We start from the raw sequence: 22,048 nt of genomic DNA on the forward strand, positions 1-22,048 counted from the left end.
GGCCGTTTCACGTTGGTCTGACATCACGTTGGCATCATCAGCCGAACTCAGTCTCGGGACTGCGAGCGGCAAGGCCACGGTAATCCGAGCATGAGCGGCCGGTCCGATACCTACCTATCGGACTACTCACACTTCCCGATGTGCGGCACATACCTATACCGAGAAGATCGTCGCATCGATCGTGGCGCGAGGGCGCCGGGTAGTCTGCCGAGGTTGCGATGTTCGATGGATGGTATGGGGATGTCGTCGGGAGCCAGCCGTATCCGACGCTCGACCCTTGGTCCGACTTCCCGCTGCTCACCAAGCTGATACTGGTCGCGGACGGTTCCACGACATTGCTGCTTCAGGTGCTCGCGGGCTCAGTGATCTCCGCCGAAGCGCTGCCGACCCGGTCTACGGCCATCGGCGATTGTCCTGAGGCTCGCGAGGTGTTCGGCGGCGACGAGCCGCTCGCGACGCGCCGATCCCGGCTCCGGGATCGTGCGGGCACGATCGTCAGCGAGAACTTGATCACCTACCGGCAACGCGACCGGGGCACGCTGATTCCAGCCGAGGGAGTTCCGTTCGGTTTGCACACCCGCCGTATGGGTCTCTACGAACGCCGCCGCATCTTCAGGGCAGGCGTCACACGCTCCAGCTTCGGTGCGCTGCCGGCGCGTTCGGCGGGCCGTGTCTACGAGATCGCCTTCTCGACCGAGCAGCGGGTGCTGGTCCACGAGGTGTTCGAGCCGGGTTTGCTTCCGATACAGAGTGATTCTTTCGATCGCGCCGCCGTGCCACGTGCCGGCCGCCCGGGGCGTACACGCCACGAGCTCATCGGCAACGCTGTCCCTTCTGGTGGCGATCGTGACTAGCGTCGAGCGATACGAGATAGCACGAAACTGGCGAGATTCGAACAGCTGTGCATCACTGCGTGCAGCCCCACGATTCGACTTCGGCCCGCGATTCGTACTGGACCTCGGGGTAGTAGGGTCCCATCGTCGCCCGTGGGGCAGCGGGGTCGGCCGCTTGAATCGAGTGTGCGAAGTCGCTCTCCGGCAGCAGATTTCGCATAATCAGCAGATCCGATCCACCGTCGGTGGGTAGCCATCCGATGCCGCACCCGTCAGTGAAGCCGGTCGGCCGGTCGGCCGAGGAGGAAACGACCACGGTATAGCGGCCCTCGGCGTCGATTGCCAGCTCATCGTCGACTACGCACGCCGTGACGGCCGTCGAGATCGGATTATTGGTGCACAGCGACCAGTAGCGCACCTCTCCCGACCGCATCGTCGGTTGCCCCTGATGCGTCGGCGCGGCAGTCGGCAGCTTCCCCCGTACAACGGCGACCCTGCCGGGATCCAGGAGGGTGGCAAGGTACTTGTTGTCGGGATTGGGGAAATAGCCTCCGCCGGTTGTCGATTGCCAGTCCGGAGCCTTCGGCACCTGTGTGAGTGAGGGGTAACTCAGTCGACTCGGTGGAAACGTCACGTGTGGGTCGAAAGGCGTTTCGGTTGCAGCGCAATCGGAAAGGTCGAGTTGTGAACCGCGCGCCGAGACCACCGTGAGCCGGGGTAGTCCCGCGCCGCCGGTGGCGTCCGATCCCGCATCGGGGCGGTACACCCGGTAGACGACCGGGATGAATCCTGTCGAGTCGCCGGTATGGAGAGTGTTGGGCTCCGGCTGTGGAGGCGTTTCCCCCACCACGATCCGAATTGTGTACTCACGGCTGGCCGCATTCCGGTCGGCTCCGTCGACGAACGGGTTGACGCCAGCCGGATCCGCGTTGATGAGCTGATCGTTCAGCGCACCCGATACGTGCCCGCGCCGGGTGTAGGCGGTGAACGACATGTATCGAGCGTGCGGAAAGGTGCCGCGAATGGTCAGTGTGGTGCCGGGAACGGCGGGCACGAACGTCACCCAGTAATTGGCGAAGGTGTCGGGGTAGGCGATGTTCAGTGTGCCTGCCCCGATTCGTGGGCTCCACCCGCACGCCGCGTTCGCGCTGAGTTCCGCGACCGGAGCGGCCGTGACCGGCGCGGGTCCCGTCATCGTCGGCGATATCGTCGCGCACCCCACCAGTAGGCAACGAACCGCCTTGGAGAATGCGGACACCTCATCCTCCGATGGTGTCGACGACGAATTGGGTTGCCTCGACGCTGTACTTCGGGAGATAGGAGTAGTGCACCGGCCAGATCTTGCCCGAATCGCAGAATACGTCGCCCGCATCGCAATACGAGCGAATCTTCGCGCCGAACGATGTCAATCGCTGATTCTCGCCGCGTGGGAATCGACCGTCCCTGCGAGCCGTGCCGACATCGAAGGGCTCGCCAGCCATGAAACGCGGGTCGCCCATGTGGACGACCGCTTGCACGTTATCGCTCACCTCGGTCGGCACCGGCATCGTCTCCGGCCCCAGCTTTCCGCCGCCACCGCCCGCGATGGCATCTCCGGTGATGTGTGCGCCTTGCGAGTACCCCAGCATCACGATCTCGCGATCGGGGCACGCGGCCACGGCGGCGGTGAGCAACCGGCGCACCTCGGCGGCGCCTTTGGCAGCGCTGGCCGCGTAGTTGGGAATCGATTCGGCGGTCGCCGGGTAGGCTACGGCGACGTCCTCGATCGGCCGATCGGTCGCTTCCTTTATTCGAGTCACCAAACGCGCCATCGCTCCGGGACCCGGATCCTCATTGCTGCCGCGAGCGACGATCAGATAGACCGACGAACACCGATCACCGGCGTTCAGCGGAGCCGCAGTGGCCGGCGCGGCACCGGCCGACAATGCTGCGGCAAGCATCGACGTCGCGATCGCCGGCGCGGCGCGGCGCGGTTTCTTCGAATGCGTCATCAGGAATCCTTTCGTGGGAGACGGGGGATTTGTTCCGCGGCAGCGGCTCCGCTGAATCGACATCAGATTACGCAAGGCCCTTGTCAATCTTCAAGTGGCAGACTATGAGGAATGACTGAGTACTCGGCCGCAGATATGCCACCTACACCGCCGGCTTTGGTCTACCTCCTTGCCCAGTCGAACAGTGCGAAGCTGACCGACGTCTTCGTCGAACAAGGCATGGCCGACCTGCTGCCTCGTCACGCGCTGCAGCTTTTTCCGTTGTTGCTGGGCGGCGGGTTGCGCGCGTCGGACCTGGCGGCCCGGCTCGGGGTCTCGCGCCAGGCTGCGGCGCAGGTCATCGGAACGCTGGAACGCGCCGGCTACGTCACCCGCGTCGACGACCCCGGCGACGGCCGCGCCAAGCTGGTCTGCCTCACCGCCCGCGGCCGCGCGGCGACCCGAGTGCTGGGAAGCAGCATGCGAGCCCTGGAGCGCGACTGGGAGAAGCGACTCGGCCGGGAGCGCATGGCCGACCTCCGCGAGATGCTCACTCTGCTCTTGACGATCGAACGCTGAGATCGCTCGTACGGCGGGCGCCGCGCGTTGATAGGCACAACAGCGCTGGATCGCGGATCGGGGGCCGCGTGCGTGAGTCCGGCTCATGGTTGCTCGGGCTCACCTACCGTGGAAGGCACCTGGACCGTCCGATGGCATCGGAGCCGAATATGGTTGTCAACCTGGAGGATTGGCCGTGGCCGGAGCGGACCTTCATGGCTCGGTTGAGCCCGCAATCGAGAAAAGCGCTGCTCACGTTGGGAACTGAAAGTTGCGGCCGGAGCCGCCGCCGAAACGGCGAGCGCCGGAAAAATCAGGCGTCCACGCTTCGTGCCGCTGCCACTCTCGGCCCTGAGGCAACTCATCAGCCCAGGGAGGTCGCCAATGTCGGCACCGGATCATCGTCCCGAACCGATCACAGCTGATCTGCTGTACTTCACCTTGATTCAAGCGCACAGCCCCTACGCCGCCGCCCTCATGACGGCCGCCGTGATGGCATCCCGCGACGACGCGGGCGCGACACCGTCCGAACGCTCACGATAGCCGCGTCCATTGCGTACATGACGAGTCGATACGGTTGATCGTGTGGCCCTCGTCAGACGATCGTCCTGGTTCGAGTGCGGATGACGGTCTGCTCCGGCAGCCCATCCCGGTCGACGAAATTCAGCAGCTGCTCCTCGGTGCGGGAATCGATCCACTTCGTGGCGATGTCATAGCCGGTATCGAACAGCTCCCCGGTTGTTCGCGCTGGAGTTTTGAGTGCTGCGCCGTAGGGCTGGTGGGCGAATATGGTCGACTCGCGCAAGGTCTCGTCGTGGAACGGACGCGGGCGACGGGGAACGACAGGTAACGATGGATGGAGCAGGGGGAAGATCAGGCCGCCTCGGCTGTCGTATGGTCGCGGTCCGTACAGGTCCAGGACCAAGGCGCGGTGCGGGGTGAAGATGTCGTGCGGAACCCGATACTGGCAGCCCCCGTCGAAAAGGTCCTCCAGCCCCGCGGCGGCGGGCAGAGCTCCCGGTATGCGGGTGGCGGCGACGAGTGCGTCGGCGACGGGCAGATCGGACAGGCCCAGGACCGGCAGGTCTCGTGGCAACAGCAGGGTGCCGTATTTCGCCGAGTAGACGGGTATCAGCAGCGATGAAGTGAACCGATGTGGTTGTTGGCCAGCGAGTTTCGGATCGAAGGCGAAGTCGGCGAAGGTGCGGTCACCCGCGATGGCGTGGGCGAGTTCACGAATCCGAGCCTCGGGGTAGAGGCCCCGGCGGCTGAGCATGGCGCGAAAGCTCCTCGGGCCCAGCACATGCTGCTCGGGATGTGCTGTCGCCAGCTGTCGTGCTCGGTCGCGGTCGATGCCGAGCGCGACCGCCGTGGCGGCGAGCGCGCCACCGCTGACGCCCACGACGATCGGTTGCGGAATGGGAACAGGATGGGCGCTCCTGCGGGCCAGCCGGGTCGTGAGGGCGTCTACCGATCCGACGGCCATTCCCACCATCATCGGCAGACTGCGGCCGGCTACCCCGGCGAGAATCCGAATTACTGGCCTTCGCTGTGTCAACGACTGCCCTTTCGTTGTGTCACGCCGAACTCGTCGACGGCCGACCTGATGAAGCGCCGCCGAAAGCGGCCAAATGTGCGATCGGCCCGGCGAGTCGATGCATCGGCTGCGGCCAATGCGGTGCGCAGGCCGCGCCGCGCGCCGGTGACCGGGTCGATCGTCGGCCGGACGGGCTGACCGCTCGATGTGAGAGAAACCCCGAAGAACTTCCGTTCGGAGCGAGTCTCGGCGGCATCGTCCGACGTCGAGCGAAGAAATCGGTCCGGTAGCGCGAGCTTCCACACGGTTCGGTAGGCGAGCCAGAACTGTGCCGGGAGCGATCCGGTCGTGTATGGCAGGTCATACTTCTCGCACAGTGCGCGGACCCGCTCGGCGATCTCGGGATAGCGATTGCTGGGCAGATCGGGGAACAGATGGTGTTCGATCTGGTAGCAGAGGTTGCCGCACAGGAAAGCCAGCACCGGGCCGGCGGTGAAGTTGGCGGTTCCCAGCAATTGCCGCAGATACCACTCTCCTCGGGTCTCCCGCTCCAGTCGTTCGACGGTGAACTTCTCCGCTCCATCGGGGAAGTGACCGCACATGATCACCAGGTAGGACCACAGATTGCGCAGCAGTAGGGCCGATGCGTTCGCCGCGAGCGTATGTCGGAACCCGCGTCCGCTCAGCGCTGGGAACAGCAGGAAATCCTTGCTGATCTGGCGAGTGAACTTTCGCGCGAAATCCCGGTTCGGCTGGGATCGCAGGTTGTGTCGGGGAACGTCCAGCTGCCGTCGTTCGAGCGCCCAGTTGTGCACGGCTATGGCCCATTCGAACCCGGCCGCGACGGCCAGACCGCTGATCGGTTGAACCAGGTGGACGGGCCGCCACGGCTCGTCGCGGGTCATCCGCAGCACCACGAAGCTGAGGTCCTCGTCCATCCCGTACACGTTGGTGTAGGTGTGGTGAACGTAATTGTGCGAGCGCTGCCACTGCTCGGAGGGTCCGGCGAAATCCCACTCCCAGCTCGTCGAGTGGATTTCGGGATCGTTCATCCAATCCCACCGGCCGTGGGCGATATTGTGGCCGAGTTCCATCATCTCGATGGACTTGGCCGCCGCCAGCAGCACTGTCCCGACGATTCGTGGTGCACGGTATCTGCTGGCGCACAACAACAGACGCGCCGCCGTCTCCAGTCCCCGATGAATCCTGATCACCCGTTGGATGTAGTCCGCATCTCGTTGTCCGAGTGAGTCCTCGATGTCTGTTCGGATCTGATCGAGTTCGCGTCCGAAGGATTCGATATCGACTGCGGTCAGATGGGAGTACGACTGAATATTTGTGATAGCCAATACGATTCACCAGGTTATCCGGATGCCGCCGGAGATTTCGTCGAATTTTCTCGAGCACTATGAGAGCTACCGGCGGTCGCTGCCACGTAATCTGCCGTAGCTGGGGCGTTCTGCCGTCCGGAGCGATGCAAACCTAACCGGTGCAGCGTGATTCGCCAGCAGCGGGAACTATTCATGACAGCGCATGGATCCGCCTCCGTGCGGTGTATCACGGCTCGACCGGCGGAGTCGACGGGTATCGCGATCCCACGGTCAGTGTGTCAGCGGCCCGGCGGCTTCCCGAGGCGCTGGCGGCGTTCCCAGCGGTGGGGATGTTCGACAATGGGGTGGTCGGAAAGGAAGTCAAGGTGTAGTCGGGATGGGGCGCGTGCGTCGCGTGCTGGTCCGGACTACGCGGTCGACACAGTCCACCACCGGGACGGATCAGGAACTGCCGATGACTCGAGACCGTGACGGGATCGATCGTGGACGGGTGTTCACCACCGACCGTCTGACCCAGGGCGGGTGAGCCCATGGGCTTTTGGGACGGCGTCGGTGACTTCTTCAGTGAGTACGGCGATGACATCCTGGTCGGGGCGGCCGGTGTAGGAGGGTTCCTCATCGCCGGTCCGGCCGGTGCCGCGCTGCTGGGCGGTGCTGCCTCGGGGCTCAATTCCTGGAGACAGGGCAACAGTTTCGGCGAAGCACTCGGGGACGCCGCGCTGGGTGGAACATTAGGTCTGATCGGCGGCGGGATCGGTTCGCTCGGTTTCCGGGGGGCGCTGTCGGTGGCGGGTGGCAAGGCCGTGGGCGCGAGTCTCAAGGAGGGCGGAAAAGGGCTTTTCACCAACGGTTTCCGTGGGGCGCTACCCGGCGCGTGGAACGGTGCCCGTACGGGGCTGAACGTCGGTACCGGCAGATACATCATGGGCGGACTCGGGTCCGGGGCCGGCACGTGGGGAGGAATGAACGCCAGGGAAAACTATGGCGCCCTCCAGGCTGGAGGTGCCGCCGGGCCGGTCCCCACGATGGACTACACGTCCAAGCTCATCAGAGACGGTCGGCTCACCGTGGACAGCGCCTACACCGCCCATGTGTACGGCCCGGATCGCTCCAGCGCGAACTGGCCGGACGGGCTGGACCTGCTGTCCACGGGTGGTGAGAAGAACTACGAGGACTTCACCGAAAGCGTCTACACCAGTTGGGAGATGTTCGGCCGCGGCGATACGGAGGACGCCCCCGCCAGATCCCGCGTCCAGCAGACCTCCGGTGAGGACAGCGCCGCGATCATCAGCTACGTGTCGAGCGCGCAGGAGCTGAAAACCAAGTACGACGACCTGCTGGCCGCGGATGCGGCGCTCGGCCTGACCGAGGAGGAGCAGTCGATCCTGCTCGAGGAGGTGGCCCGGATATCGAAAACCTCGCGGACTCAGGTCGAGACCGCGGTCGCCGGGTTGCAGGACTTCGCCACCGTCAATCCGACGAATGTCGAGCAGTTGTCGCTGCTGATATCGCAGGGGGCGATCGCGCGGGCGACCGGTCCGATGGATGAGGACGACTTCGTGACGCAGCTGATCGACACCCACCTGGCCGCGATCACCGGAATCATGGACGCTGCCACCACCGAACTGCAGGCGCTCGCGAGCGAGGTGGAAAAGCTCAAAGCCGATGCTCCCGGGGCCGACGACAAGAAGGACGGGAGCGAGGGCGACGGTGACAAAACCGATGGTGACGAATCAGGCAATGGCAACGAGACGCCGTATCCGTACCCGTATCCCTACCCGAATCCGAACCAGTACCAGAACGGCGGTACGACGGGCAGCCAGTTCCGGCCGATCGATTTCGGTCTGAACGGGACACCGACCGCCATCCGCGACGCCAGCCGGAGCAGCGGTGCGGACAATCCGAGCGCGATCCGTGAGGGCGTCGGCGGCGACGACCGCACCCCTGCGGAGGCTCCACCGCCGCGATCGACGACGCCGCCCACGTCGAGTCCGACGCCGGTATCGAGCCCGACACCGACCGCGGCACCGTCGACCGGGACGGGACTGGACCCGCTGTTGCTGTCGAGCCTGCTGAACCAGAAACAGCGAGAAGAACCGACCGAGGGCGACGAAGAACGCGAGCGGCGCGACACCGACCCCGGTCCGGAACAGCCGGGGATCGTGCAGTCCGGCCCGGCCGCGCCGCCGACGTCCACCACGGGCCAGCAACCAGCCACCACGACGGCGAATACTCCGGCGACGAACACCCCGGCGACGAACACCTCGGCCACGACACCACGTACGCAGGTCTCCAGCAGCCAGCCGATGCTGCGGCCGAACACGGACAAACCGATGGTGTACACCTTCCCGGACGGCCGCACCCAGGAGGTGTCGCCGGTGGTCTACGCCGCATTGGACGCCGCGTTCGACAATGCCGCGACCACCGACGCGCGGGCAGCCTACGAGAGCGCCGCCGTGGCGCTGAACGAGCAGCGTCTCGGCGCCCCGGTGGATCCGTATCAACTCATCACCGGCGATGTCGCGCGGTGGGATCAGCGGACCGCTCTGGTCGTCGCTTTCGATACCGAGAGCAGCGGGACCCTGGAGGTGATCGTGGCCGGTGAATTGCTCTCGTTCTCCGCTGAAATGCGCGACAACCAAGGAGATTTCGGACCCTTCTCCGGCTTCTTCCATCCGCCCGGGATCGACGTCGCCGGTCCGGCGGATCGGACGGCGGGAACGGTGCCGGAGGCCGATACCTCGGCCGTCGCTTCGGTTCCGGCGTAAGGAGACTCGATGAGCAGCTGGTGGCAGACGGGTCTCTCGCTCGGCGTCAGTGTCGCCGCACCCGTGGTCGGCAATATGATCGTGCCGGGTGCCGGTGGACTCATCGGGGGAGCCGTGGGCGGCATGGCGGGCAGTTTCATCCAGGCCGGGGAGATCGACTTCACGTCGGGCAATGCCTGGGTGTCCGCCGGGCTGGGTCTGGTGGGGGCCGGGGCGGGCGGCGGGCTGTCGCGGGTGCTGCGCAATGGGTTCGAAGACGCGGGCGTGGGCAGGCGGTTCTTGCAGAACCGTGCTGGCAGAGCCGCGGCCAACGGTATGGATACACGGCTGGACCGACTCGGGAACCGGGCGCATCAGCGAGTCATGAACCAGCCCCTGAGCGATTTCGGCGGTCGCGCGCAGAACCTGCGGTCCAGGAATCCGTTCGGCAATACGCCGAGCAGGCAACAGCTTCGCAGCGACGCCGCCGACCAGGCGCGCCGCGATATCAGAGCGAGAGCCCAGCAGCGGTTGGAGGGAACCGCTGCCAACAGTGCGAATACGAGAGCGGATCGGTATCGGGACCTGTTCCGATCGGGCGAACGCAGTGGTCGCTGGGGTACGGCGACACGGGCGGGGATGGGGAACAACGTCCTGCGTGGTCTCGGCGGGCTGGCGGCGTGGTCGGTAGCTCCCGGCCGCTGGGACTCGGATGATCCGGCCGGTGTCGGCGGTTCACCGGAGACCGACCGCACTGCGGCGCCGGGGATTTGGGTCGGCGGCCACGTCGAGTCCATGGGGGAGGGGGAGTTCAAGCCGGGGCCGGGCAGCGGCCCGCCGGGGCAACCGGTGGGGTTTCTGTTCCAGCCGAAAGGTATCTCGGCCGATCTGCAGGCTTGGCACGGCGCTCGAGGTGGTTTGTACGGCAGCGGTTCGCTGGCCGATGGGCTCAGCGACGAATGGCAGTTGTTCGGTGATGCAAGTAATTTCGATACCGACAAGGTGACCGTGCCGCCGTTGCCGACGGTGCCCATGCAGATCGGCGCGAAAACGCCCGCCGCGTATCAGGAGGCGGCCAGCAGGCTGGTGCAGACGGCGGGGCGGTTCGACGCCAGGCAGCGGGAGGTGGCGAAATCGATCGTCGAGACCGCCGAGAACACGAAACTCGGTCGGGACCAGATCTCCGCCCTGATCCGCGGTATAAATCTGAAGGCGCAGACATCCGACGGCACCGACGCGAGTTTCGTCGATCTGCTCGGGCAGGCGTTCGCCGAGAGCCTGTCGATCATGGAGGAGCGCTCCGGCACGAATTCCGAGATCGCGAAGTGGATCAAGGATCAGGAAGCGCGGACGGCCAAGGAACTGGAGGGCATGCGCAAGGCACTCGAGGAGACTACGAAGAAGTGGCAGAACCTGCCGCAGGATCCGAGCAATCCCTACAAGCCCGGCGTGCCTCCCGTTCAACCGCAGCCGAATGATCCGAGTTCGCCGTTGCCGGGTTTGCCCACGCCGAATACCCCGGCCCCCAAGGACCCTTCGGACCCGTCAGACCCCGGACGCCTCCCCGGAACTCCTGGAAGTCCGTCCGCACCGGGTGGCCGGGATCCGGTCTCCCCGAATCCGGGCCGGCCGAACGACCCCACCTCGCCGTCGGTTCCGACCCCGGTGTCACCGCCGACCGGTGGCATGGGATCGGGCCTGGCCGGTATGGGGTCGAACCTGATGAGTTCACTGTTGCCACTGCTGATGGCGCAGAACGGGTTCGGCCAACGCGGACTGATGGGCAACGAGAACGATCCGCGCCGCCTCGATCGGGAGCGATTGTCACCGGTGCAGCCGCCTCAGGTGCAGCCGCCGCAGGTGCAGCCGACCACACCGCCGGGACAGCAGAGCCCACAGACCCCCCAGAACACGGGCACGCCGCCGGGCCAGTCCACACCGCACACCGGACCGACGCCGGGTGCGACCGCCCCGCAGGATTCCGGAACCCCGCCCCGAACCGCCCGCGAGGACGGCAAGGTGCTCTTCGATTTCAAAGACGGCCGCCACCAGTACGTGTACCCGAAGGTCTACGACGCGTTGGAAGCCGCGTTCGCCGACACCACGGGCACCGACGCCCGGGCCGCCTACGGCATGGAGTCCGGGAAGTCGGGGGAACCGAAGGACAAGTACCCGGGCAGTCGGGTCGATCCGAACCAGTTGATCACCGGCGATATCGCGATGTGGGAGGACGGCCGGACAGCGCTGCTGGTGGTGTTCGGCCCCGAGGATGGCGGTTCGTCCGGAGACGGCACGCTGGAGGTGATCGTCGACGGTGTGCTGCAACCGTTCGGCCCCGAAATGAGCGACTCCGAAGGCGATTTCGGGGCGTTCTCCGGATTCTTCCACCCGCCGGGCATCGAGGAGAGCGGGTCCCGTTCGACAGCGCTGGACGCCGTCCCGGCGACCGACCCGACGGTGCAACCGGTGCCCGCGATGCCGATTTCGGCGGTCGGCTGATGCCGAGTTCCCAGTGCTGGGCAGACCCATAGAATATCTCTATGGTGCAACCCACGCCTTGGGGACCGAAGGCGGTTCAGCACTCCCCGGAACAACCGTCGGGACGGCGAATCAGCGGAGCGGCATTGGCGCGGGCCGGTCACCCGGTACTTCGAGTGTTGCGCGCCGCGTTGGCGGGCAAATGGGGTTATGTGCTCGCGGTGGCCGGCAGTATCGTCACCTTTCTGCTGTTGTTCCAGCCGTGGATCATCGCATCCGGTCCCGGGGGAAAGGTGCGTGCGAATGCCTTCGGCCGGATCGACGCAACCACCAATTATCTGACCGCTTGGTCGCAGCTCAAATCGCCTACCGCGGATGTCACCGGAATGTGGGCGCTGTTCACCAGTGCCGCCCTCACCATCTCGGTCGTCACGGTGCTGATCTATCTTCGTCTTCGATCCGATCTGATGGACCGGCTGGCGACGATTGCCACCGTCGCCGCCGCGGTATTCGTGCTGGCGACGCTGGTCTACCTCAACAGCAAGGGATCCGACCTGAAGGCCATGACGACCCGCCGGTGGGACCTGGGCGGCCAGGTCGGTTCCCTGATGGCCTGGGCGTTCGGAAACGGGCAGCTCATCCTGCCCGGCATGCGTGAGGTCGGGTACTCCTCCGCGAGCCTCACGCCCGCCGCGATGTTCGCCAGCATCACCTCGATCGGCTCGGCGCTGGCGTGTATCAGCCAGCGCATTATCGGTCGCAAACCGAACAAATATCGATCGCCGGACGGCGATTCCGGAAAAAGCTAGCAGGCTCCATCCAAATTACTCGCGCCTACTGGCGAGTAGAATTCGTGTTGATTGTGACCGGGGTCGCAGTGTGCTTGTTAATAGGGTCACAAGCCTTCGATCTGCCTTGTTCTCATGTTCCGGCCAAGCTAACGTACTCAATCGTCAGTGGCCGATGGCGCCCATTGCAGAACAAATTATTCGACACTCGCGTCGGTGTTCGTAATGGTGATCGACACGGGTATTGCAGAGCCTGGAGAAATGTCCACTCAAACGCCTTGGCAAGTTCAGGAAGATCCGACCCGTCTGTACGCGGGCGACGAGGAATTCGTTCGAGCGGTGACCGTGCGCCGCTTCGATCTCCGATCCGGCTGGGGCTATCTCTGTATCGCGGTGACGAGTCTGGTCACCCTGGTACTACTGTTCCAGCCTTGGCTGTCCGCGACAGGACCGAACGGCACCGTCACCGTCGACGCCTTCGGGAATATCGTCGACTGGCCGATCGCCTACGGCCGTCCGGAGGAGAACATCAGTGGCGCATGGGCTTTCCTGGCCGTCGCCGCGCTGGTCGTGACCGTGGCCGCGGTCCTGCTGCGGCTGTGGATCCCGGTTCGAACGCTGTCGCGCCTGGTGCTCGCCTCAGCCTCGGCCTCGGCGCTGCTCGTCGTGGCCGTGCGGTACTACCTGGACGGCAAGGCGTCCGAACTCCGTGCGCTCACGGAACGGACCGATGCCCTCGACGGCAGTCTCGGCGATCTGCTCGATACGCTCCTCACCGGCAACCAGAACCCGGCGGCGGATGCGGCCGCGCCGACCGCCGCCGGTTCGAGCTTCGAACTCGCGGCGACGCTGAGTTGTGGCGCCGCTGCGGTCACGGTCTTCGTCGCGCTCCTGACCGTGCTGTGGCATCCGGGTAGATCGGTCGCTACGGTCCGGTCAGCCGAAACGTTCGAGGGATTCGACTATGGAGGACCCGGCGGGTCCGGAAAAGGCGCGTCGGGAAATCGGAAGTCGGGCAACCGCATCGACGCCCCGATGATCAACTCGGCGAGCATTGACTCGTCCGAGTACGTGACACCCCGGACGAAGATCATGGCGCCGGGCCGGACGTCCGACACCTCGGTCCCGCCGAGGACGAACACACTGGTGTCGGTATTCGTGTGAACCGCGGTCGAACCGCCGTTGACGCCGCGGACTCGCAGCAGCGCACCCTCGGCCGCGACCACCGTTCCCAGTGTGCTGCCGCGACCCGTCGGAACCGGTGTCTCGGCCGGTCCGCCGGACCCGTCGGTGGCCCAGCAGCCCACGGCGACAATCAGTAAAGCCACGACGATCCCGACGATCGAAATCCCGGCACGCGGAACCTTTCTCAACGGCCGGCCGGGCGGCGATGGCGCATCCGGACCCGGCCGTGCGGGCTCCGGAGCCCCCGCGGTGCAGACCTCGTCCCGTCCGTCGCGCAGGCGCGACCACGGAGTCGGGCTGGGGTGACTCATGGGAGTCGACGGTAGCCCGCGGCGGCCACCGGCCTGTCACCATCGACGGGAGCACCGGCTCGGCCACGGGGCCGGTGCGTCGGTGATCACTGTTTCGATCCACCGGCCCGGTCGTGATCGGCGTTCCCACGGTTGGGGATGTTCGACAATGGGGTCGTCGGATGAGGAAAGCCAGGGAGTGGCTCGACGGATCAGGAACCGCAGATGGCACGAGACCGTGACGGTGTTCTCCGAGAGGCTCGCGACATCCTCTCGCAGAGCGAGGATCTGGAGCGCAAAGCCGGCCTCGCCGTGCAGGTGCACGAAGCCGACCTGGCCTATCACGAAGCCGCCGAACGACTGTCCGCCGCCTACGACGCCGCACTGGACGGCGGCTGGTCACCCGCGCAGCTGGGTGAACTGGGGCTGTCACGTCCGCGCCACCCCGAGCCCATCGGGAAGCGTCCGACGCGGATAGCGAGGCGGCAATAGGCGGGAGGAGGAGGCCGTGGTGCTCAATGTCGATCCGGAGGAACTCGTCGGAGCGGCCGCCGCACTCGCCGACCTGGTGCGGGTGACCGGCGCGGCCGTCCCGTCCGAGTGGGTGACGCCGGCCGGCTCCGACCCGATTTCCGCCGGAATGGTCCCACAGCTCAACAACGAAGCGGCGCAACTGCTCAACGGGGTGCGGGGTCTGTTGAGCGTGGTGCAGCGGTCCGCCCATGAGGTCGGCGCGGCGGCCGTGGACTACGCGGCCACCGACTCGACCAATTCCCGGCTGCTCGGCGGGACCTCCGGTGCCGAGGTCGACAACCCGGCGGAGCTACCCGGCAACCTACCGATGCTGGTGCCGCCCGTCATCACGTTTCCGGACCCCGGTGCCGCGGTGGACACGCTGACCTTCGCACAGATGTTGCACGCCGGTCCGGGTCCGGCGGCCCCGGCTCGGTTCGCGGAGGTGTTGCGCGCCTTCGACAACGGGGCCGCCGCCGACGCCGGTCGCCGCGTCGGTGCGGCCGCCGAGGTGTTGCGGAACTGGACACCGGTCGGCGCGCAGGCGTCGGCCGAACTCACCCGGCACAACGACTGGCTGGACCGGATCCGGCGGCAGCTGAATCGGCTCGCAGAACGCGTCGACGCCTACAGCGACGCGTTTCGGATCGCCAAGGACAAACATCCCACGCCGTCGGAGATCCTCACCGCCCGCAAGGAACTGCTGCGGGCCATGCGGTCGAAGAACGAGGCCGCGACCTCGGCCGCGCTCGCCAAGTGGGAGGAGCTGAATCTGCGTTCCGCGGAAGCGATCGGCGGATACGAGGGGAGCATGATCGAGGACGCCGCCAAGGGCAATGGCAAGGGCGGCGGCGAGGGTGATGCCAGCATGCTCCAGGCGCTGCTGCCGGCACTGATGTCGGCATTGAGCCAGGGCGGGATGCTGGCCGCCGACCAGACGCTCACCGAGGGCGCCTACGACGGCTCCTACGACGACTATCCCAGCTACGGTGATTACGGCGACTACGGCAACTACGACGGAGTCTCGCCGAGCACCAGCCCACCGGGATCGTTCGACGGCTCCGGACCCGGCGTCGATCCGGCGTACACGCTCGGTCCGATGCCGATGAGCGCCGCACCCTCCGCCACATCCGGAGGCGGCGCGGGCACATCCCGCCCTTCGGCCTTCGAACCCATCCGGTCCGGGTCCTCCCCGACGGGAACGATGATGGGCCGCGGTGGCTATATGCCGATGATGCCGATGATGCCGGGCGCGGGCGGCGCCGGGGCGGGCGGTGGCGGGGACCGGGGCCGGGTCGTCGCCTGGCATCCGGACCGGCTCATGTACGTCGACGACACCCCGCACACCGAATCGGTGATCGGCGAACGACCGGTGATCGCCCCCACCGTGACCCCGCCGACCCCGGCCCCGGCTGCCCAGACCCAGAACAATGCTGGAGGCTCCGCATGAGCGAAATCCATCCCGATGTGCAAGCGGCGCTGGACATGGCCCGCGATCTGCGCCACCGCATCGCCGATATGCGGGAACGGATCGACCAGATCCGCGCTCGCCGGCCCTCACCCGGTGGCGATGTGATCCCGGAAGTGGACGCCATGGGCCGGCTCACCGACCTGTACCTGGCACCCGGCACCACGATGCGGCACACCAGTGACGAACTCGTCCAGGAGATCATGGCGGCGGTCACCGAGAGCACCGCCGACGCCGCGCGCCAACACCGCGCCATCATGGACAGCACCGTGCCGGAAGACAGTGGCACGCAAGCGGAAACGGTGCCCGGGGCCGTGGGGCCGCGATCGTGACCGAGGTCGGCGGGACCGTCACCGTCACCGAGACCCTGCGGTGGCTGTACGAGGAAGGTTTGCAGCGGCTGGCGGGTGTCGGTGCGCGACAATCGAATCCGATCGCCGCGTACACGGTGGCGGTGGCCACCGGCACGGTCACCGTGCATCCGGCCACCGGGGCCGAGGGCGGCTCCGACGCGATCACGCTGTCGGCCGAGGATCTGCCGCATCCGGCGGACAGCTCGCGGCGACTGGTGGTCGTCGGGATCACCTCGGCGGAGGCGGCGCTCATCGTGGATCTCGAGTCCACGCTCGGCATGGCGATCAATGCCGACCGCCCCGAGTGCGTGGCCCGCTCCTGGGCCATGCAGTTGATGCTCAACCCCGAGATCACGCTGACCACCAACAGCGCTGCCACCGCCATCGGGGGCAGCGACCGATACCGGCACACCTTCATTCCCGGTGGCGGAGCCACGCTCATCAATATCGACGATGCGCGGCCCCCGATCACCACGGTCACGCTCAACCCCACGACCGAGAGCCCCGATCACCTCGACGTCGAGGCCGACGGCAGCGGGGAATGCTATCTCGGCACCCGGTTCTGGCGGCTGCGCAAGGTGATGACCATCGACGACACCACCTGGTCGGCGCTGTCGGCGACCCTGGACCCACGGATGGCGGAGGACAACAGCTGATGAACGACACGCACCTCGGCGAAGACGAGGAAACCCCTGCGGCTCCGGACTGGGGCAAGCGCACCTACGAAGTCTTCAATCCGGACAATACGGTCGGTGTGGCCTGCAACCGGGACGGTGAGATCATCGGCCTGCACCTCACCGACGACGCCCGGGAGTTCGGGGAGACCTGGCTGTCCGCCGAAATACTCAAATTGGCGCGGCTGGCACATCAGAAATCACGGGTCGGGCTGCGTGCCGAGATGGAATACAAAGGGGCGCGGCCCTACACGATCGACGCGTTCGATCTGCCGACCGAGGCGGCCTACCGCGCCATGGAGGACGCCGAATTCGGCACCAGGTCCTGACTCGAGCACGCCACCTAGGAACGGAGTAGCCGATGTCGGACAGCGGCGGACCGATACTGGACATCGACGATGCGTCGGAGATCACCTCCGCCGCAGGCAGATTCACGACGGCCGTGCACACGGCCACGGAGGTGGCGAGCGGGTCCGCGGACACCCTGCGACCGGAGACCAAGCCGGAATCCGACCTTGACCGCGCCATGTGCGATCAGCTCGAATGGGTGCGATCCACCTTCGCGGCGGCCGCCCGGTCCAGCGCCGGCCGTGCGGACGATGTACTCGTCGACGCCCTGTTCGGCACCTCCGAGCTGGGCGCCGCGGACGTGCACAACGGATCTCGGACACGGTACGAATCGATCTGATGTACGTGCGGTAATGGCACCGGAACAGCACAGCGCGCACTGGGACCAGATCGTCGGCGGGAACTGGCCCGCGATCGGCCCGGCGGAGTGGAGTGCACTGGAAGCCGCCGCTCGGGAGGCATCGCGGGCGATGAACACCGACGATGCGGCCCGAGCGCGTCTCGACTTCGATGAGCGGGTGCGCTCCAGCGGCCGATTGCAGTCGGTCAAGGATCGGATGCTGGCCCAGCGCAATGATCCGCAGGCCTATTCCGATGCTCTCGCGGCCACCGCCGATGTGCTGCGCAGCTACTCGGATGTGGTGTACCGGACCAGAAATCAGATCCTGGATATCGTCGAGCGCGCGGACCGCGACATCCGCGCCGAGCAGCGTGCTGCTGCGGCGCAGGACGACGAGGACGAGGACGGCGAAGCGGAGGCGGACCGTGCCGCCGAGCGGGAGCGACGGATCGCCGCCGTCATCGCGCGGGCTCGGGCGGACGTCGACGATATCGCCGCCGCCGCCCTCAACTCGATCAGTCCGGTCTCACTGCCGGAATTGACCGCTATCGCCGACCATTTGGGGCAGCCTGGGCCGCTGGCGCCGAATCGGCCGGTGGCACCGGAACCGCAATCGCCCTCGGCCACACCGTCGGCGGAGACCGAACCGGATATCGACGCTCCGCCGGGGCCGGACGCGGCCGGGCCTCCTGGGAAGCCGCGAGGTCCGGATGCCCGCGGTCCGCATGCGGTATTCCCGCTGCCACCGGCGGGCTGGGGTGAGCCGGATTCCACGATGCCCATCGGTGACGACGCGCGTGCCGGCGAGGATGCGCCGGGGCGACCAGAACGTCGCGAGCCCCCCGGTCCGCCGGCCGAACGGGTGGGCGGGCCGGAGGTGGTCGACCCGATGCCGGGTGTGCCGCCCGTCGGGCCGTGGCACGACCCGTCGGTCGATACGGGGACCGGAGGTCCGACCGGGGCGGGGATGGGCCGGACGGCGCCGGCCGTCACCGACCCGGACAACGACGAGACAACCTCGGACACTGAGGATTCGGCTGTGGGCCGGGCCGGTGAGCGCGCCTCCGGGAGCGAGGACGGCACCACGGGGTCCGGAAATGTCGGCGGCACCGACAGGTCGGGAGACGTCGGCGATACCGAGGGGGCCGGAGACACCGGCGGCGAGGGGGCCGCGGACATCGGCGGCGACGGATCGGCGCTCGGCCTCGACGTCGCGCCGAGCGGGGGGACCGGGTGGGCGGACGGACCCGTCGCGCCGGGCCAGGTGCTGCCGCCCGCGGTGGTGACCGCGCCGCCGCCGATGCCGGCGATCGCTTCACAGTCGACGGTGGCAACCGCTGGTGCGGCGAGCACCGCCGCAGCGGCGGCATCGGCCAATGCGACCGCTGCGGCGCGGTCGCCATCGGGCGTGTTCGGACCGAATTCTGCTGTTCCTCAGAGCACTTCGTCGGGTGCGCCGCCACAGCGAGCCGATGCCCGGCCGGACCGGCCGTCGACCCCGCTCGGGCGGGACGACACAACGGCCGAGCGTGACGAACCGCAACGCGCCGAAGAGGTGGTCGGCGCCGCGATGGTCGCCGCCGCCGCGCCGTCGTTCCTGGTGGGCGAACGTGTCGACGGCGATCTGGTTTTGGCCCGGACCCTGTTGGCCGGAGTGCTCGCCGCCGTCGGTCCCACCGTGCTCGGGCTGGACTGGGCGGTCGCGACGCTGCGTGGACCCGCCGGCCTGAGCGCCTTCCTGACCTCGAACGAGGGCCGGGGCTGGCTGCCCACCGGACTGTTCCTGCCGGAGGCTGCCTCGATGCCGTGGCTCTGGTCGGAATCCGAACGGGCCGGTGCGGCCTGGGAGGGGATAGCCGATCCGGCCCGGGTGCTCGTCGAGTTCGGCCTGGCGTGGGGGCAGCGTTCCGCGGCGGGCTTCACCGCGCTGGCCTCGTCGACAACGATCGGTCCCGACCTGCGCGCCCGGTTCCGGGAACTGCCGATGGCGGATTCGGTCCCGGCCTCGGCACGGTGGGACCTGCGGGCGCCGGCCCCGGGACTGGTCGACCGACTCGGCGCGGTCGGCGCGCGGGAACTGTCCGTGCGGGCCGACGCGATCCCCGGGGGTGAGAGGGCGGCACGGTGCGCCGGGCTGGCGTGGGATGCGCACACGAAGGTCGCCGCACTGACCGCTCCGGGGTCGGAGGCAGTCATGACTCGTGAAGTCCGAGAACGGATTCTGGCTATGGTGCGCCGGGACGAGCCCGTGCCACCGGAGCTGTGGGACGAACTGCGCGACGCCGACGACTTGCTGACCGCCGCCATGCTGACCCGCCGGATGGACGCCTCCCGGGTGGACCTGGGCGAGCTCAAGGCCGGACCCGACAGTGCCGTGCTGCGCGCCATGGTCTTCGAACGCCGGTGCGACGAACTCGTACTCTTGCTCGCGGAGGCCGCGGCAATCCCCGGCGGGGCCGAGGCCACCAGACAGCTGATGCGGGACGCCGTATACGCCCACGCTCAGATCATCGGGCATCCACAGTTCATCCCGGAAGCACCCGCCGGTCCCGCCGATCCGGGCGGCGGGCGGCCGGTCGTCACGGCACCGCCGCGCTGATCCGCGCCGCGGCCGAACCTCCCACGACTGGGAAGGTCGGAGAATGTAGGCCACAGGCGCGGGAAAGGACAGAGCGAGCATGCCGGACCGGATGGATATCGACCCGGAAGTATTGCGTCAGCTCGCGAATCAGCACGACCGGGTCGCCCGCGACACCCGGGAGTGGGCGCAGCCGCCGTCGGCCTGGCTCGACAACTTCCTGCCCACCTACGGCAAGATCGCTTTCCCGGTGTACAAGGCCCTCGTTCAGTATTACAACGCGCGCCAGCTCGCCGGTGAGCGTCTGGCCGATCAGCACGACCAGACCGCCGCGTCACTCCGGGCCGCCGCGAACAGCTACGAACGCACCGATGACGACATCGCCTCCGGATTCCGCCGGGCCGGTGACGAATTCGGTGCGCCATCGCAGCTGCCCGGGACGCCCGGAGCCGGTCAACCGACTCCGATCAACGGTGCCCCGTCGGCCGATGCTCCCGCCGTCACCACACCGGCCGCCGCGAATACCGACCCCGGTCTGAACGGCGCACCGATCGGCACAGGGCTCGGTGCGGGTGCCGCGACCACTCCGGCCGCGGAACCGACGGCACCCGCGGCCACAGCCACCTCACCGGCGGCCGCGGCCCCTTCGGCCGCCGGAAGCCCGACAGCGCCCGGCGACACCACGCAGTCGACCACCCCGGCCACCACGGGCACGGGAGCGCAACCGTCCGGAACCACGCCCGGCGCGTCGACGCCGCCCGGCGGCGTGGTGCCACCGGCGGTGATGACGCCCGCCGCCGGCATTCCCGGCGGCGCGGACCAGACCGCTTCCGGCACACCGGGCGGGTCGACCGCCAATGGCGTGGGTCTGCCGATGATGCCGATCGCGCCATTCGCCTCCGCCCTGGCCAATGCCAGGGACAAGGCCGCCGGACCCGACTTCGTGGTGGGCGGGCAGCCGGATGACGACCTGGTGCTCGCCCGCACGCTGCTCGGCGGAATTCTCTCCGCCGTAAGGACTTCCGCGCTCGGCCTGCAATGGGCGGTGTCGGTGCTGCGCGGGCCGGGTGGCGCCATGGTGCTGGTGACCTCGAACGAGGGCCGGGGTTGGCTTCCCGCCGGGGTTTACGTGCCGCAGGGCACCACGCTGCCGTGGGCCGTGGCCGGCGCCGAGACCGCCTGGGAGGGCATCTCGGACCCGGCGCGGGTGCTGGCCGAGTTCAGCCTCACGATCGGCGCCGCATCCGGTGCCAGGCTGACGGCCCTGGTCTCCTCGGCGGAGATCGACTCCGGTCTGCGGGAACGTTTCGGCGACGTCTCGATGCAGTCCGCGGTCCCGCCCTCCGACGAGGTGGATCTCAGCGTGCACACGCCGGATACGGTGGACCGTCTGGCGCTCACCGGCATGCCGCGGTTGCAGGACAAGGTCGGCGGCGTGCCCGACGACAAGCTCCGCGACCACTGCCTCGGGCTGGCGATCGACGCCCACTCCCGGGTCGGGCAGACGAGCGCTCCGACACCGGAAGCGGCCGCGGTGCGCCGGTTGCGCACCAAGATCCTCGACCAGCTGCGGGAAGGCGCCGAAGTCCCACGCGAGTGGTGGGACGAGCTGCGCGACGCCGACGACCTGCTGGCGGCGGCCATGCTTTCCCGCCGCGTCGATGTGCGCCGGGTCGAACTCGGTGAGCTGCGGGTGGACGACCAGGCCGCGCTCCTGCGTGGCCTGGTGTACGAACGCCGCTGCGACGAAGTGCTGATGTTGTTGAGCGAGAACGTGACCCGGCAGGAACTGCGCGACGCGGTGTACGCGCACGTGCAGATCATCGGCCACCCGCTCTACACCGCGACACCGGAGACGGTGGCCGCGCCGGACGCGGTCGTGGCACAGCGGTACGAGGTGCTCGTCTCCGAAGCCGATCTCGTCGGTGGCGAGACCGGGCAGCCGGGCGTCAGCGCCGGGTCACCGGATGCCACCGCCACGCCCGCTACGCGGGTGGGGTCGCCCACCGAGGTCGCACCGCCTGCTGGGACTACACCGCTTGCCGGGGCCGCACCCC

General features: G+C 67.7%; 19 protein-coding genes. 15 read left to right on the forward strand and 4 right to left on the reverse strand.

Translation table 11 applies throughout. The features are described from left to right. Positions 1–218 precede the first annotated feature (218 nt). Positions 219–854: a hypothetical protein gene (locus QK444_RS11075; RefSeq protein WP_282779499.1), complete on the forward strand. Its 636-nt coding sequence runs from the start codon at positions 219–221 to the stop codon at positions 852–854. 52 nt (positions 855–906) lie between these two features. On the opposite strand, the gene QK444_RS11080 is transcribed toward QK444_RS11075, so the two are convergent. Both QK444_RS11080 and QK444_RS11085 read right to left on the reverse strand, forming a co-directional pair. Continuing rightward, entirely contained in the window at positions 907–1,827 is a 921-nt protein-coding gene (locus tag QK444_RS11080) for a hypothetical protein (RefSeq protein ID WP_282779501.1), read from the reverse strand. 265 nt (positions 1,828–2,092) lie between these two features. After that, on the reverse strand, positions 2,093–2,824 hold the full coding sequence (locus QK444_RS11085) for a cutinase family protein (protein WP_282779503.1): 732 nt from the start codon (positions 2,822–2,824) through the stop codon (positions 2,093–2,095). Positions 2,825–2,935: 111 nt separating this feature from the next. Here QK444_RS11085 and QK444_RS11090 point away from each other — a divergent pair, with 111 nt between their 5' ends. Both QK444_RS11090 and QK444_RS11095 read left to right on the forward strand, forming a co-directional pair. Continuing rightward, positions 2,936–3,382, forward strand: a complete 447-nt coding sequence (locus QK444_RS11090; RefSeq protein WP_282779505.1) for a MarR family transcriptional regulator — start codon at positions 2,936–2,938, stop codon at positions 3,380–3,382. 363 nt (positions 3,383–3,745) lie between these two features. Beyond that, on the forward strand, positions 3,746–3,904 hold the full coding sequence (locus tag QK444_RS11095; RefSeq protein WP_282779508.1) for a hypothetical protein: 159 nt from the start codon (positions 3,746–3,748) through the stop codon (positions 3,902–3,904). A gap of 52 nt (positions 3,905–3,956) precedes the next feature. Here QK444_RS11095 and QK444_RS11100 read toward each other — a convergent pair whose 3' ends face one another. Continuing rightward, positions 3,957–4,847, reverse strand: a complete 891-nt coding sequence (locus QK444_RS11100; RefSeq protein WP_282779510.1) for a patatin-like phospholipase family protein — start codon at positions 4,845–4,847, stop codon at positions 3,957–3,959. 68 nt (positions 4,848–4,915) lie between these two features. Then, a complete protein-coding gene (locus QK444_RS11105; RefSeq protein WP_282779512.1) occupies positions 4,916–6,247 on the reverse strand; it encodes a fatty acid desaturase in 1,332 nt (443 codons plus the stop codon). A gap of 512 nt (positions 6,248–6,759) precedes the next feature. Between QK444_RS11105 and QK444_RS11110 the strand changes: the two genes are divergently transcribed. The 12 genes from QK444_RS11110 to QK444_RS11165 all read left to right on the forward strand — a co-directional run. Next, positions 6,760–8,997, forward strand: coding sequence for a hypothetical protein (locus tag QK444_RS11110; RefSeq protein WP_282779513.1), 2,238 nt, complete (start codon positions 6,760–6,762; stop codon positions 8,995–8,997). A gap of 9 nt (positions 8,998–9,006) precedes the next feature. Continuing rightward, positions 9,007–11,475, forward strand: a complete 2,469-nt coding sequence (locus tag QK444_RS11115; RefSeq protein WP_282779514.1) for a hypothetical protein — start codon at positions 9,007–9,009, stop codon at positions 11,473–11,475. Between the two features lie 191 nt (positions 11,476–11,666). Further along, the gene (locus tag QK444_RS11120) at positions 11,667–12,263 is read left to right on the forward strand and encodes a hypothetical protein (protein WP_282779515.1); all 597 of its coding nucleotides are present in this window, start codon (positions 11,667–11,669) and stop codon (positions 12,261–12,263) included. A gap of 204 nt (positions 12,264–12,467) precedes the next feature. Further along, positions 12,468–13,406 (forward strand): hypothetical protein, encoded by a 939-nt coding sequence (locus QK444_RS11125; protein ID WP_282779516.1) that lies wholly within the window; start codon positions 12,468–12,470, stop codon positions 13,404–13,406. 536 nt (positions 13,407–13,942) lie between these two features. Next, positions 13,943–14,209, forward strand: coding sequence for a hypothetical protein (locus QK444_RS11130; protein ID WP_029931697.1), 267 nt, complete (start codon positions 13,943–13,945; stop codon positions 14,207–14,209). 16 nt (positions 14,210–14,225) lie between these two features. Continuing rightward, positions 14,226–15,680: a PPE domain-containing protein gene (locus tag QK444_RS11135; RefSeq protein ID WP_282779518.1), complete on the forward strand. Its 1,455-nt coding sequence runs from the start codon at positions 14,226–14,228 to the stop codon at positions 15,678–15,680. Further along, positions 15,677–16,030 carry a YbaB/EbfC family nucleoid-associated protein gene (locus QK444_RS11140; protein ID WP_282779519.1) on the forward strand — a complete coding sequence of 118 codons (354 nt, stop codon included), beginning with the start codon at positions 15,677–15,679 and terminating at the stop codon, positions 16,028–16,030. The genes QK444_RS11135 and QK444_RS11140 overlap by 4 nt, the downstream gene beginning before the upstream one ends. Continuing rightward, a complete protein-coding gene (locus QK444_RS11145) occupies positions 16,027–16,707 on the forward strand; it encodes a hypothetical protein (RefSeq protein WP_244961596.1) in 681 nt (226 codons plus the stop codon). The genes QK444_RS11140 and QK444_RS11145 overlap by 4 nt, the downstream gene beginning before the upstream one ends. After that, on the forward strand, positions 16,707–17,054 hold the full coding sequence (locus tag QK444_RS11150) for a hypothetical protein (protein ID WP_143979704.1): 348 nt from the start codon (positions 16,707–16,709) through the stop codon (positions 17,052–17,054). The genes QK444_RS11145 and QK444_RS11150 overlap by 1 nt, the downstream gene beginning before the upstream one ends. A 32-nt stretch (positions 17,055–17,086) precedes the next feature. Continuing rightward, on the forward strand, positions 17,087–17,413 hold the full coding sequence (locus QK444_RS11155) for a hypothetical protein (RefSeq protein WP_282779520.1): 327 nt from the start codon (positions 17,087–17,089) through the stop codon (positions 17,411–17,413). A gap of 13 nt (positions 17,414–17,426) precedes the next feature. Beyond that, a complete protein-coding gene (locus QK444_RS11160; RefSeq protein WP_282779521.1) occupies positions 17,427–20,012 on the forward strand; it encodes a hypothetical protein in 2,586 nt (861 codons plus the stop codon). Positions 20,013–20,091: 79 nt separating this feature from the next. Continuing rightward, the coding region (locus QK444_RS11165; RefSeq protein ID WP_282779522.1) for a type VII secretion target at positions 20,092–22,048 on the forward strand (1,957 nt) is incomplete at its 3' end.

This window comes from Nocardia sp. CC201C, from assembly GCF_030010695.1.
Lineage (GTDB): Bacteria > Actinomycetota > Actinomycetes > Mycobacteriales > Mycobacteriaceae > Nocardia > Nocardia otitidiscaviarum.

What these genes read in the sequence shown, in the direction of transcription:
- QK444_RS11155 (WP_282779520.1), top strand. Translation starts at nt 17,087, where the DNA reads ATGTCGGACAGCGGCGGACCGATACTGGACATCGACGATGCGTCGGAG.
- QK444_RS11125 (WP_282779516.1), top strand. Translation starts at nt 12,468, where the DNA reads ATGGTGATCGACACGGGTATTGCAGAGCCTGGAGAAATGTCCACTCAA.
- QK444_RS11160 (WP_282779521.1), top strand. Translation starts at nt 17,427, where the DNA reads ATGGCACCGGAACAGCACAGCGCGCACTGGGACCAGATCGTCGGCGGG.
- QK444_RS11115 (WP_282779514.1), top strand. Translation starts at nt 9,007, where the DNA reads ATGAGCAGCTGGTGGCAGACGGGTCTCTCGCTCGGCGTCAGTGTCGCC.
- QK444_RS11130 (WP_029931697.1), top strand. Translation starts at nt 13,943, where the DNA reads ATGGCACGAGACCGTGACGGTGTTCTCCGAGAGGCTCGCGACATCCTC.
- QK444_RS11085 (WP_282779503.1), bottom strand. Translation starts at nt 2,824, where the DNA reads ATGACGCATTCGAAGAAACCGCGCCGCGCCGCGCCGGCGATCGCGACG.
- QK444_RS11110 (WP_282779513.1), top strand. Translation starts at nt 6,760, where the DNA reads ATGGGCTTTTGGGACGGCGTCGGTGACTTCTTCAGTGAGTACGGCGAT.
- QK444_RS11075 (WP_282779499.1), top strand. Translation starts at nt 219, where the DNA reads ATGTTCGATGGATGGTATGGGGATGTCGTCGGGAGCCAGCCGTATCCG.
- QK444_RS11095 (WP_282779508.1), top strand. Translation starts at nt 3,746, where the DNA reads ATGTCGGCACCGGATCATCGTCCCGAACCGATCACAGCTGATCTGCTG.
- QK444_RS11150 (WP_143979704.1), top strand. Translation starts at nt 16,707, where the DNA reads ATGAACGACACGCACCTCGGCGAAGACGAGGAAACCCCTGCGGCTCCG.
- QK444_RS11090 (WP_282779505.1), top strand. Translation starts at nt 2,936, where the DNA reads ATGACTGAGTACTCGGCCGCAGATATGCCACCTACACCGCCGGCTTTG.
- QK444_RS11080 (WP_282779501.1), bottom strand. Translation starts at nt 1,827, where the DNA reads ATGTCGTTCACCGCCTACACCCGGCGCGGGCACGTATCGGGTGCGCTG.
- QK444_RS11140 (WP_282779519.1), top strand. Translation starts at nt 15,677, where the DNA reads ATGAGCGAAATCCATCCCGATGTGCAAGCGGCGCTGGACATGGCCCGC.
- QK444_RS11100 (WP_282779510.1), bottom strand. Translation starts at nt 4,847, where the DNA reads ATGGCCGTCGGATCGGTAGACGCCCTCACGACCCGGCTGGCCCGCAGG.